This is a genomic window from Nonomuraea sp. MG754425, from assembly GCF_021699195.1.
Taxonomy (GTDB): domain Bacteria; phylum Actinomycetota; class Actinomycetes; order Streptosporangiales; family Streptosporangiaceae; genus Nonomuraea.
The window spans coordinates 1-12,779 of the sequence record NZ_SSXE01000110.1 but is presented as its reverse complement, the minus strand read 5'-3'; the positions used below and the strand labels follow the sequence as shown (position 1 = coordinate 12,779).

The 12,779-nt window shown below is 70.7% G+C and carries 9 protein-coding genes; 6 read left to right on the top strand and 3 right to left on the bottom strand.

The window, feature by feature from the left end; all coding sequences use genetic code 11:
- The first annotated feature begins 26 nt into the window (after nucleotides 1-26).
- Complete coding sequence (locus FAF44_RS32450) at nucleotides 27-1,043, top strand: hypothetical protein (RefSeq protein ID WP_237107131.1); 1,017 nt, start codon at nucleotides 27-29, stop codon at nucleotides 1,041-1,043.
- A 45-nt stretch (nucleotides 1,044-1,088) separates the two neighbouring features.
- On the opposite strand, the gene FAF44_RS32445 is transcribed toward FAF44_RS32450, so the two are convergent.
- From FAF44_RS32445 to FAF44_RS32435, 3 genes are all read right to left on the bottom strand, one after another.
- On the bottom strand, nucleotides 1,089-5,966 hold the full coding sequence (locus FAF44_RS32445) for an NAD-glutamate dehydrogenase (protein WP_237107130.1): 4,878 nt from the start codon (nucleotides 5,964-5,966) through the stop codon (nucleotides 1,089-1,091).
- A 398-nt stretch (nucleotides 5,967-6,364) separates the two neighbouring features.
- Nucleotides 6,365-6,565 (bottom strand): zf-HC2 domain-containing protein, encoded by a 201-nt coding sequence (locus tag FAF44_RS32440; protein WP_237107129.1) that lies wholly within the window; start codon nucleotides 6,563-6,565, stop codon nucleotides 6,365-6,367.
- Complete coding sequence (locus tag FAF44_RS32435) at nucleotides 6,565-7,119, bottom strand: sigma-70 family RNA polymerase sigma factor (RefSeq protein WP_237107128.1); 555 nt, start codon at nucleotides 7,117-7,119, stop codon at nucleotides 6,565-6,567. The genes FAF44_RS32440 and FAF44_RS32435 overlap by 1 nt, the downstream gene beginning before the upstream one ends.
- A 108-nt stretch (nucleotides 7,120-7,227) precedes the next feature.
- Between FAF44_RS32435 and FAF44_RS32430 the strand changes: the two genes are divergently transcribed.
- The 5 genes from FAF44_RS32430 to FAF44_RS32405 all read left to right on the top strand — a co-directional run.
- A complete protein-coding gene (locus tag FAF44_RS32430) occupies nucleotides 7,228-7,875 on the top strand; it encodes a DUF4142 domain-containing protein (RefSeq protein ID WP_237107127.1) in 648 nt (215 codons plus the stop codon).
- On the top strand, nucleotides 7,872-9,350 hold the full coding sequence (locus tag FAF44_RS55105) for a DUF1996 domain-containing protein (protein WP_272895327.1): 1,479 nt from the start codon (nucleotides 7,872-7,874) through the stop codon (nucleotides 9,348-9,350). Before FAF44_RS32430 ends, FAF44_RS55105 begins: the two co-directional genes overlap by 4 nt.
- A gap of 67 nt (nucleotides 9,351-9,417) precedes the next feature.
- Nucleotides 9,418-10,251: a hypothetical protein gene (locus FAF44_RS32415; RefSeq protein ID WP_237107126.1), complete on the top strand. Its 834-nt coding sequence runs from the start codon at nucleotides 9,418-9,420 to the stop codon at nucleotides 10,249-10,251.
- Between the two features lie 64 nt (nucleotides 10,252-10,315).
- Nucleotides 10,316-11,911, top strand: coding sequence for an NADH-quinone oxidoreductase subunit NuoF family protein (locus FAF44_RS32410; protein WP_237107147.1), 1,596 nt, complete (start codon nucleotides 10,316-10,318; stop codon nucleotides 11,909-11,911).
- A 72-nt stretch (nucleotides 11,912-11,983) separates the two neighbouring features.
- On the top strand, nucleotides 11,984-12,779 hold a 796-nt coding region (locus tag FAF44_RS32405), incomplete at its 3' end, for an FAD-binding oxidoreductase (RefSeq protein ID WP_237107125.1).

The window sequence follows — 12,779 nt, the reverse complement described above, 5'->3', positions numbered from 1 at the left end:
CTCGCGGGCCCGAATAACATGGCGAGGTGCGTGCATACGGTCGGCGTGAGATGCTGGCGCTCGCCGTCGGCCTCCTCGCCGCGGTGACCGCCTGCACAGGTGATGCCCAACCGACGGCCACGAGGTCCGCGGCGGCCGGCTCCCCGAGCCCCTCGCCCGCCCCGGAGGTGCCCGCCGTGACGCGGGAGGAGGCGGCCCAGGAGTTCGCCGACTTCACCCTCACCGACGACGCGCTGCGGGTGCGGAACGACCTTCAGGGGCGGCTGACGCAGGCCCTCGACATCACGCTGGGCGGGCAGGCCCAGCTCACCCAGGCCGCCTACCTGTCCACCGGCTTCGCGCCGCGCCGCTACCGCTGGGGCCCGCCGACGCTCTACGTGCCCAGGTTCGCCCCGGGCGAGCGGGCGCCCTGGTTCAGCGCGCTGACCATGCGCGACGGGCTGCCGACACTGCTGACGTTCGCCAGGACCGACCGGTGGCGGCTCAGCTCGGCGGCCGAACTGCTGCCGGGCCAGGAGCTGCCGAAGATCAAGCTCGACGCCGACGGCTACGCCACGAGCGTGCCGGCCGACGACAAGACCGTCACGATCAGCCCGCAGTTCATCGGCCCCGTGCACGCCAGCGTGGCCGAGACCGGCACGGCCGGGGTAACGGCGGGGCTGCTCGGGGCGGGCCCGTACACCACGGAGGTGGCGGAGCAGATCGCCGGCAACCGGGAGCGGGCCAAGAACGAGGGCTTCAGCTACGACTCGATCTTCAGCGCCGACAACTACCCGGTCTACGCCCTGCGCACCGGCGACGGCGGCGCGCTGATCCAGTACTCCCTGTCGCGCACCACGTCCACCACGACGAAGACGGCCGAGGACGACTACATCCCGGTGCCCGAGTCGGCCCGGTGGGCGATCAGCACCCCGGTGCTGCGGCGCACGCTCAAGCTGACCGAGACCCACCAGTACGCCGCGGCCGTCCCCCCGCTCACCACCCCGGCCGCCGCGCCGGTGATCGCCCACGACGGCTCGCTCACCCGGGCCTCCGGCCAGTAGCCGCCGCACCGCCCGGCCGGCCGGGCGGTGCGGGGAGGCCGGTTGTCACGCCTCGGTGTGCGGCAGGTTCGACGCGGCGACCAGCGTGCGGATGGCGCGCAGCGCCACGGAGAGCGTGGCGAGGTCGAAGTTGTCGCTCTCCCAGATCTCCGACAGCGTCTGGCGCGCCCGGGAGACCGTCGCGGAGTTCGTCTCGGACCAGTGGGCCAGCCGCTCCTCCGGGGACGATCCGGGCTTGCTGTGGGCCAGCACGTCACGGGTGAGCGAGGCGTGTGCCGCGTACAGGTCGTCCCGCAGGGCGGAGCGGGCCATGGAGTTCCAGCGGTTGTCGCGGGGCAGCGCGATGATCCGCTCCCGCAGCCGGGCGAGCTGCAGCCGGTCGGCCAGGTCGAAGTACACCTCGGCGACCTCGTTGACCGGCCGTCCCGTCAGCGACGCGATCTCCACCAGGTCCAGCGTCGAGTACGCGGGCACCATCCCCGCCACCCGCTCGGCCAGCTCCACCGGCACCCCGCGCGCCACGAACGAGTCGCGCCGCTCCTCGTAGGCGGCCAGGTCGGGACCGGTCAGCAGCTTCGGGATGTGGGCGAGCAGCCCGTTGACCCCCTTGACGAAGAAGCTCACCGACCCGGCCAGGTCGAGCGGCGGCCGGCGGTTGACCAGCAGCCAGCGCGCGCCGCGCTCGGCCAGCTTGCGGGCCTCCAGCAGCATGGCGATCTGGGTGCCGGTGTCGACCACGTTGTCCAGGGACTCCACGGCCCGGTAGAAGGTGGGCAGGTCGAAGACCTCCCGCGCGACCAGGTAGGCCCGCGCGATGTCGGGCGTTGAGGCCCCGGTCTCCTCCCCGAAGCGGTACATGAACGTGGTGCCCGCGGAGTTGACCAGCTCGTTCACCACGCAGGTCGTGATGATCTCGCGGCGCAGCGGGTGCTCGTCCATGTACGTGCGGAACCGCTCGCGCAGCGCCGACGGGAAGTACGAGACCAGCCACGAGGCGAGATACGGGTCGTCGGGCAGGTCGGAGCCGAGCAGTTCGGCGTCGACGACGAGCTTGGTGTAGGCGAGCAGCACCGAGAACTCCGGCGCGGTCAGCCCGAGCCGGGCCTGCCGCCGCTCGGCCAGCGTCTTGTCCGAGGGCAGGAACTCCAGCTCGCGGTTGACCAGCCCGTCCCGCTCCAGCTTGCGCAGGTAGCGGGCGTGGATGTGGAGCATCTCGACGGACTGCGTACGGGCTCCGGCGAGCACCACGTTCTGGGCGTAGTTGTCGCGCAGGACCAGCGCGGCCACCTCGTCGGTCATCGAGGTGAAGACCTGGTTGCGCTGCTTGTCGGTCAGTTCGCCGTCGCGGACGACCTGGTCGAGCAGGATCTTGATGTTCACCTCGTGGTCGGAGGTGTCCACCCCGGCCGAGTTGTCGATGAAGTCGGTGTTGACCAGCCCGCCCTCAAGGGCGAACTCGATCCGGGCGAGCTGGGTGAAGCCCAGGTTGCCGCCCTCGCCGATGACCTTGCAGCGCAGCTCGGAGGCGTTGACCCGGAGCGCGTCGTTGGCCTTGTCGCCCACGTCGATGTGGGACTCGGCGCCGGACTTGACGTAGGTGCCGATGCCGCCGTTCCACAGCAGGTCGACCGGGGCCCGCAGGATGGCGCTGATCAGGTCGTTCGGCGCCATCGACACGATCCCGGACGGGATGCCGAGCGCCTCGCGCATCTGGGGCGTGATCTGGATGGACTTGGCCGTACGCGGGAAGACGCCGCCGCCGGGCGAGATGAGCCGGCCGTCGTAGTCCTCCCACGAGCTGCGCGGCAGCTCGAACAGCCGCTGCCGCTCCTCGAACGAGCGGGCCGCGTCGGGCACGGGGTCCACGAAGATGTGCCGGTGGTCGAAGGCGGCCACGAGCCGGATGTGCCGCGACAGCAGCATGCCGTTGCCGAAGACGTCGCCCGACATGTCGCCGACGCCGGCCACGGTGAAGTCGGTGCTCTGGACGTCCACGCCCATGGTGCGGAAGTGGTACTTGACCGACTCCCACGCGCCGCGGGCGGTGATGCCCATGGCCTTGTGGTCGTAGCCGACGGAGCCGCCGGAGGCGAAGGCGTCGCCGAGCCAGAAGCCGTACTCCTTGGCGACGCTGTTGGCGATGTCGGAGAAGGTGGCGGTGCCCTTGTCGGCGGCGACCACGAGGTAGGTGTCGTCGCCGTCGTGCCGGACGAGGTCGGGCGGGGGCACGACCTTGCCGTCCACGAGGTTGTCGGTGACGTCGAGCAACCCGGAGATGAACATCCGGTAACAGGCCACGCCCTCGGCGAGCAGGTCTTCCCGCGAAGCGGACTTGGGCGGACGCTTAACAACAAACCCACCCTTGGACCCGGTCGGCACAATAACGGTGTTTTTCACCATCTGCGCCTTGACCAGGCCGAGAATCTCCGTCCGGAAATCCTCCATCCGGTCCGACCACCGCAACCCGCCCCGGGCCACTTTCCCGAACCGGAGATGCACGCCCTCGACCCTGGGCGAGTAGATGAATATCTCGAACTTCGGCCGCGGCAACGGCAGCACGCTGATCGCCTGCGGGTCAAACTTGAGAGATATGTACGGTTTGCGGGCTCCATCCACGGTTTGGAAGTAATTCGTGCGCAATGTCGCGTGAATCAGCTCCAGGTACGCCCGCAGAATGCGATCCTCGTCCAGCGAGGCCACCTCGTCGAGAGAACGCAGGATCTCCTCGCTGAGCGCCTCCACGAGGTCCACCCGCACGTCCTCGTCGCGCCGCGGATCGAGCTTCGCCTCGAACAGCCGCACGAGCAGCCGCGCCACCCGCACGTTGTCCCTGAGCACACCCTCCATGTACGGCTGCGAGAACGTGCTGCCGGTCTGCCGCAGGTACTTGGCGTAGGCCCGCAGGATCTCGGCCTGCTCCCAGGTCAGCCCGCCCCGCAGGATCAGCGCGTTGAAGTCGTCGGCCTCCACCCGGCCCCGCCACAGCGCGCCGAGGCCGTCCTGGAAGAGCTGCCTGAACTCGTCCTGGTCCACGCCGTCGGAGGGGTGGAAGCGCAGGCCGAAGTCGTAGATCCAGGCGTTCTTGGTGGCGGGGTCGTTGTCCCGGTCGACCTCGTACGGGCGTTCGTCCACGACCTCCACGCCGAGCCGCTGGATCAGCGGCAGCGCCTCGGACAGCGAGATGGGCGAGCCGACCTTGTAGATCTTCAGCCGCCGCTCCCCCTCGGCGGCGTCGTACGGCTCGTACAGGTTGATCCCGACCTCGTCGCCGTCGCCGCCCAGGCTGACGAGCTTCTCCAGCCGCCGCAGGTCGACCACGGCCACCTTGGGCGGGAAGTCGGCCTTGTAACCCTCGGGGAAGGCGGAGGCGTAGCGCCTGATGAGCGAGGGCGCCTCCGCCTCGGAGGTCATCTCGGTCAGCGCGGTGGCCAGGTCGTCCTCCCAGGAGCGGGTGACGGCCGCCAGGCGCGCCTCCAACTCCTCGACGTCCACGCCCAGTGTCGGGAGCGGCTTGCCGCGCTCGCCCCGCACGACCACGTGCAGCCGGGCCAGCACCGACTCGCCGATCATCGCGCTGAAGTCGAGCGACCTGCCGCCGAGCGCCTTGAGCAGCGCCTCCTGCATCCGCAGGCGCACCTTGGTGGTGTAGCGGTCGCGGGGCAGGTAGATCAGGCAGGAGATGTAGCGGCCGTAGTCGTCGCGCCGCAGGAAGAGCTTGACCTGCTTGCGCTCGCGCAGCCGCAGCACGCCCATCGCGATCGGCATGAGCTGGTCGACCGAGGTCTGGAACAGCTCGTCGCGCGGGAAGGTCTCCAGGATCTCGATCAGGTCCTTGCCGTCGTGGCTGTCGGGCGCGAGCCCGGCCTCGTTGAGCACGCCGGCCAGCTTGCGCCGCAGCACGGGGATGCGGGAGATCGACTCGCTGTAGGCCACGTGGGTGAACAGGCCGAGGAACCGGCGCTCGCCGATCACCTCGCCCTCGGGCGAGAACAGCTTGACGCCGATGTAGTCGAGGTAGGTGGCCCGGTGGACGGTGGCCCTGGAGTTGGCCTTGGTGATGATCATGAGCTGCTTCTCGCGCGCCTTGGCCCGCACCTCGGCGGGCAGCGCGGCGAAGCTCTCCGAGCCGATCTTGTCGTCGCGCAGGATGCCCAGCGCGGCCCCGGGCAGCGCGCGCAGGATCTCGCCCTCGTCGCTGTCCTCCAGGCGGTACTCGCGGTAGCCGAGGAAGGTGAAGTGCCCGTCGGCGAGCCAGCGCAGCAGGTCGATGCTGTCCTCGACCTCGGCGGGCTCCAGCGGCGGCGGGTTCATGCTGAGGTCTTCGGCGGTCTGGACGGCCAGGGCCCGCATCTTCCTGAAGTCCTCGACCGAGTGGCGCACGTCGGTGAGCACCCGCAGCAGGTCGGCCTCGATGGCCTGGAGCGCCTCCTGGTCGGGCTGGCGGTCGATCTCGATGTGGATCCACGACTCCACCAGCACCTGGCCGGTGATGTCCTCCTGGCCGCGGCCGAGCATCCGGCCCGTCATGTCGCGGCGCACCCGCATCTGCGGATGGACCACCAGGTGGATGCCCAGGTCGTGCCGGTCCAGCTCCATCGTGACCGAGTCGACGAGGAAGGGCATGTCGTCGGTCACCACCTCGACCACCGAGTGGCCGGGGTCCCAGCCGTTCTCGTCGAGTGTCGGGGTGTAGGCCCGTACCACGGCCCGGCCCTGGGGGCGGACCTCCGCGAGCTGCCGCTGCGACATCGCGGGGCCGTAGACGTCAACGGGGTTGCGGTCGAGCAGGTCCTCCGGTGCGACATGCCGATAGTAGAACCGCAGGAAGGACAGCGCCTCCTCGGGGCTCATACGGTCACTGCCCACCGCGCAACTTTCGGCGGCTCGCTGGAGCAGCTCATCCTTGGCCTCGTCGAGCGGCATCTCGCTCTCACTCCTTTGTGAGGGTTTGCCATACGTGTTCATCGCCAGGCCCTAAGTTCCCACAACAGCGGGACGTCGTGCCGGCGGGCCCTGCCGCGCGGGTGGAGGGCGCCGGTCGGGCGGCCTCACCGCTGCCGGCAGCGCGGCCATCGTCCCCGCATCGGAGACGGGCAGGCCACGCTGGGAGAGGGCGGTCAGACAAGCATCCCACAGCGTGGGCGCGATGAGCCTGCGGCGCAGCCCGGACGGGCGGTGGCGGCCGCCACCGGAGCGCGGGCACGGGGGAGCGGGCGCATCGCCGTCGATGCCCACCGAACACCTCCCCCTGATCACCCGGCCGCGCGGGGCCGGGTGCAAACGCCTTACCTTCTCGATACCACCCGAAAAGGGCACAGACGTCAACGTGACATCGACATGGGTGGATCGTCACCCGAAGCCGAGGAGAGGTCGTTCCTGAACTCGTCGAGCTGGAAGGGCAATTCGGCCAGCTCGACCAGCTCCGCCTGGCACCGTTCACACGCTTCGAGGTGGCGTTCGAATGCCTCGTGGTCCTCTTCGTCGAGGACGCCGAGGGCGTAGGCGGCCACCCCGTCGTGCATCAGCCGGCTACCCCCTTGTCCCGCAGCAGCTCACGGAGAGCCCGGATCCCGTAGTAGAGCCGGGACTTCACCGTGCCCGGCGGGATCCCCAGAATCTCCGCCGCCTCGTTAATCGTACGGTCTCGGAGGTAGGTCTGCTCAATGACTTCGCGGTGCTCTTCGGACAGGGACCTGAGGGCGTCCGCGACGACCATCGCCGACAGCGCCCGTTCGGAGCCGTCAGGCACCGACATCATGTCGACTTCGGGTGGCTCGACCTCCATAGGCCGGACACTCTTCCGCCGACGACCATCAATGACTATGCGACGGGCCACGGTAAGCAGCCACGCCCATATGAGGCTCGGTTCCCATTGCAGTCTTGCCGAGTTTCGCCAGGCCCTGACGATCGTCTCCTGCACGACGTCTTCAGCCCACTGAAGGTCGTTACCCGTGGATTTGCGTACGTGGCGCAGCAGAGGGCCGCCGAACTCCTGGTAAAGCACCGCGATGCGATGCTCCGCCTCGGCATCCGCACTCTCGAACCTGCCGTCGAGGTGACCTAGCACGGGGCACATCTTTACACCTTCGTTATCCAAGCGGTAGCCACTCCGATAACTCCAGTCATTTCTAACTATCTCCGGCCATAGGTGAACCTGGAACGGGATGGCCGCGTACCTCCGACCATGCACAGGCTTTTGCGCGGCGAGTTGTTCATGCTCGGCGGCTTCGTTCTGGCCGCCGCCGTGACGATCGCGCTGGTCATGCCCCCGGCGATCGATCCCGCGGCCGCCCAGTGGACGCAGACCTCATCGGGGCCGCTCACGGCCGCCGACCGCGATCTACTGATCAAGGTACGCCAGGCGGGCCTCTGGGAGATGCCCGTCGGCGAGTACGCCCAGACCCGCGCCGAGTCCCAGCGCGTGAAGGAAGTCGGCAAGCTGATCATGGAAGAGCACAAGGATCTCGACCTGATCACCCGGCAGACCGCGAAGAAGCTCGGCGTGGCGCTGCCCGACGAGCCCAACGGCGACCAGCAGAGCTGGATGGCCCAGCTCGCGGCCGAGAGCGGTCCGGCCTTCGACAAGGACTTCGCGAACCTGTTGCGTGCCGCGCACGGCAAGGTCTTCACCGTCGTGGCGGGCGTACGGTCCGGGACGCGCAACTCCGAGATCAGGAAGTTCGCCCAGGAAGGCATCAACTACGTGATGCGCCACATGGCCTACCTGGAGTCCACCGGCCTGGTCGACCACAACCAGTTGCCCGAACCGCCGACGCCCTCACCCGCTCCACCCGTCGCTCTGACGGTTGAAAAGAGGAGACACACATCATGAGATCCAGACGCATGGCCGCGGCCGTGTCAGTCTTGGCGGTCGCGGCGGGCAGCCTGGTGTCCGCGGCCGTCATCGGCGTCGGCCCGGTCCTGGCCGCCCCCTGCGACCCCGCGCAGGGGGCTCAGTCGCCTCAGCCGAGCGCGTCACAACGCCAGGACCGGAATCAGGGACGGCGACAGGACCAGGGCCGTCAACAGGATCAGAACCAGCAGGGACAGCGGCAGGACCAGTTACCGGACGACCAACTGCCGGACGAGCAACTGCCGGACGACCAGCTCCCGGACGCCGACCAGCAGGCCCCCCAGGGCGGCGGCGTCGCGCTGCTCGACCCGGCGCAGCAGCCTCCCGAGGCCGGCGACCCCGAGGCCGCGCCCGAGGAGACCGCGTCGGAGGAGGCCGCGAACACGTTCTCGCGCCGCAGGGGCGGCAACCAGCCCACCCGCTCCCCCAGCCCGAGCCCCAGCCCCGGCCAGAGCCAGACCCAGGACCCCGGCGACGGCGGTGACGGTGGTGACGGTGGTGGCGGCGACGGCGGCACGGCGTCCCCGAGCGCCTCGCCCACCGGCTCGCCCTCGCCCACGGCCACCGGCGGCGGTGACGACGAGTGCGCCGACCTGGGCCCCTTCCCCCAGGACTTCGTGAACATCCGCCAGGTCGCCTCGGTGAACGACGCCCTGCGCTCCGGCCGCAACGGCTCGCGCGGCACGTTCGTCTCCCGCTGCGGGACGAACCAGAACGGCCACCACAACCCGGACAACTTCATCGTCGCCCCCGGCGTGAGCAACGGTGCGCACCACCTGCACGACTACGTGGGCAACCTGTCGACGGACGCGTTCTCCACCGACGAGAGCCTGGCGGCGGCGGGCACGACCTGCCGGCTGGACGACCGGTCCACCTACTTCTGGCCGGTGCTGCGGGACCGCAGGTCGGACGCGAACGCCAACGACCCGGACGGCAACGTCGGCCAGGTGCTGCGGGCCCGCTCGGTGACGCTCCAGTTCCGCGGCAACGCCGCCTCCAGGGTGGTCGCGATGCCGAGGTTCATCAGGCTCATCACCGGTGACGCCAAGGCGGCCACGAACGGGACGGCCAACGCCCGCGCCGGGTGGAGCTGCACGGGATTCCAAAATCGCATAAGTCCCGACAAATACACGCTTTGCCCGCGCGGCAGCCAGGTCCTTCGTATTCTGGACTTCCCCAGTTGCTGGGACGGTCAGAACACCGACAGCGCCAACCACCGCACGCACGTGGTCTTCCCCGACCAAGGCGGTGCCTGTCCCCAGGGCACCAGGGCGATCCCACAGCTCCGCATGACCCTCGCGTACTCCGTGCCGCAGGGCCCGTCGTACGCCGTGGACGCCTTCCCCGAACAGAAGCACAACCCCGTCACGGACCATGGCGACTTCGCCAACGTGATGCCCGACCGGCTGATGCAGACCGTCGTCTCCTGCATCAACCGGGGACGTCGTTGCTGACCTGAACGCCCCTCCGGGCGGCCCAGCCTTCCGAGTCGCACCCTCACCCGACCTTGGAGGGAACTACATGCTCCACAGACGGCACCCCAGGCACGCCCCCACTCTGCTGGACACCAAGAGTGTCCGGCTGGGGGCGAGCGCCGGCATCGCGGCCGTCGTGCTGTCGGCGTTCGCGCTGACCAGGACGGAACGCGGCATCGCGCTGCTCGGCCAAGGGGTCGGCTTCCTCGAGTTCTACGCGGGCGTGTTCGCCCTGGTGCTGCTGACCGCGACCGTCGCGCTCGGCCTGCTCACCACCGAACGCGTCTTCCTGTCACCGGCCAACCGGATCAGGGCCCAGCTCGCTCACAAGGCCACCGCCCTCATCGGGCTGGCCTATCTGATCACGCACATCACTCTCATGATCAGCCTCGGGCACGTGCCGCCGGCGGCGGCGGTCGTGCCCGTCGCCGGAGTGTACGTGGGGCTCGGCAACCTGGCCTTCGACCTCATGGTCGTGGCCGTGGTCACGGGAATGCTCAGGGGGCGGTTCGCGACGCGGGCCAGGCCGGGAGTGTGGCGGATCCTGCATTCCGCCGCGTACCTGGCCTGGCCGGTCGGGATCATGCACGGTCTGACGGCCGGTCGTCCGGCCGCCGGTTGGGTCGCCTGGTCGTACGTGGCCAGCATGGCGGCGGTCGGCGGCGCGCTGGTCGTACGCGTGCTGGCGACGTTGCGCCGGCCGCTGATCCTGCCCGAGAAGGTCGAAGGGCCCGCGGTGACCGCTCCCGCCGCCATGGGCGTGCCCTCGGAACGGCCGCAGAAGGCTCCGGTCCCGGCCGGGGCGGCGGCGGGGCCGAGAGCTGCCGACGCACCCGTCAGCCTCGCCGAGGCCAGGCGCAGATACCGGGAGGCGGGATGACCGTCCTGCCCGCGCAGCCCAAGGAGCGACTGTGATTCCGGCCAGAGTGCCACGGGTGTTACGTATGGGTCCGGCCCGGCTGACCGCCGGGCTGGACCACTGCCGTCGCCTCGACCTGCCCGCCCACCGCACCCTCCACGGCGTCATGGAGCCGCGCGAACTGGGCGAGCTCATCTCCTACGCCAACGAGGTGGACATGCGCGGACGGGGCGGCGCGGCCTTCCCGTTCGCCCGCAAGCTGCGCGCCGTGGCCGACTCCACCCGTTCCGGCGGGGAGTGCGTCGTGCTGGTCAACGGCGCGGAAGGCGAGCCGGCCAGCTCCAAGGACGCCATGCTGCTCACCCGCAACCCGCACCTGGTGCTGGACGGCGCGGTGCTGGCGGCCGAGGCGCTGGGCGCCCGCGAGGTGGTCGTCGCCACGGCCGGGGGCGAGGTCGCCGAGGCGTCCGTCACCGCCGCCGTGAACGAGCGCCGCGCGGCCAACGTCTCGGGCGGCGCGGAGAGCCGGGTCCCGATCAGGGTGGTCGGGATCAAGGAGCGGTTCATCTCCGGCGAGGGCGGCGCGCTCGTCAAGGCCGTGAACGGGGAGGAGGGCATCCCGCCCGGCCGCAAGCGGCGGGCCGCGACGAGTGGCGTGGACGGGCTGCCGACACTTCTGTCGAACACCGAGACGTACGCGCAGTTCGCGCTGCTGGCCGAGTACGGGCCCGAGAAGTACGCCGAGGTGGGCACCAGCAGGGAGCCCGGCACGATCCTGCTGACCGTCAGCGGCGGCGCGGCGCACGGGGCCGTCATCGAGGCGCCGGCGGGCACGTACCTGTCGGACGTGCTGGGCCTGTGCGAGGCGGAGATCGGCGACGGCGTGCTCATCGGCGGTTACCACGGCGCGTGGCTGCCGGCGAACGTGGTCGAGACGGCCGTGCTCTCCCGCGAGGGCATGAAGCAGGCCGGCGCCACGCTCGGGGCCGGGATCATCGTGCCGCTGGGCGAGTCCACCTGCGCCCTGGGCGAGGCCGCGCGGGTCGCCGCCTACCTCGCGGCCGAGTCCGCGGGCCAGTGCGGCCCGTGCCGGCTCGGCCTGCCCGACATCGCCAAGGCCATGTACGCCCTGGTGGAGGGCACCGGCTCGGTGGACGCCGTACGGCGTTGCGTACGCGGCGTCGAGCGGCGCGGCGCCTGCTTCCACCCCGACGGCACGGCCAAGTTCGTGCTCTCGGCCCTGGACGCGTTCGAGGTCGAGATCGCCCAGCACCTGGAGAGCGGGGGCTGTGGCCGGCCGATCAGGGGCGTGCTGCCGATGCCGGAGCGCGAGCCGGAGCTGGAGTACCGGCTGGAGGTCGACTGGTCCCGGTGCGCGGGGCACGGCCTGTGCGCGCACCTGCTGCCGGAGTTCGTGGACCTGGACGACTACGGGTTCCCGTCGTTCAGGACGATCCCCGGGTTCATGGCGAAGGAGGCGCGGCGGGCGGTCGACATGTGCCCGGCGCTGGCCCTCCGGCTGGCCCAGGCCAACGGCGGGGACCACGGCGACGGCCCCAAGCCCGCGGGCAGGCCGTTGCAACTGGTCAGGGACGGGGTGCTGCGCAAGGCCGGAGAGAGCATGCCGAGACTCACCCGCGTGGGCGGCACGGCACGTATCTCCAGGGTCGGAGGATCGTAGCGCGGACGTGACGAACCCGGCGGATCGTGCGCTCGTCTCACCGGATGGTCATCGAGATCTCCGGGAGGCGCCATGGATCGCCGGGACTTTCTGCACGCCGCCGCACTCGCCCCGCTGGCCCTTCCGATGACGGGCCCGCTCACGGGGGTGGCGCCGCCGCCCGACTGGGCGGTGCTGCGCGGTCGGCTGGCCGGCACGCTCGTGCTGCCGGGCGACGCCGGGTACGCCGCCGCCCGCCGCCTGTACAACCCCGCCTACGACCACATCAGGCCGCAGGCGGTCGCCTACTGCGCGGGCGCGGCGGACGTCTCGGCGTGCCTGGCGTTCGCGCGGGCGAGCGGCGTGCCGGTCACCAGCAGGTCCGGCGGCCACTCCTACGCGGGCTGGTCCACCGGCACCGGCCTGGTGATCGACGTGTCCAGGATGAACGCGGTGACCCACTCGGGCGGCCGGGCCACGGTCGGCGCGGGGGCCAGGCTCATCGACGTCTACGACCGGCTCGCCCGCCGGGGTGTGAGCATCCCCGCGGGCACCTGCCCCACGGTCGGCATCGCGGGGCTCACCCTGGGCGGCGGCATCGGCGTGGTGTCCAGGAAGTACGGCCTGACCTGCGACGTCCTGGAGTCCGTCCGCCTGGTCACGGCCGACGGCAGGGTGCTGACCTGCGACGCCGGTCACCATGCCGGGCTCTACTGGGCGTGCCGGGGCGGCGGCGGTGGCAACTTCGGCGTGGCCGTGTCCTTCACGTTCCGGACGCACCCGGCGAGCGACCTCACCGTGTTCTTCCTGCGCTGGCCCTGGGCCGGGGCGGGGGCGGCGGTGCGGGCGTGGCAGTCGTGGGCGCCGTCCGCGCCGGACGAGCTGTGGT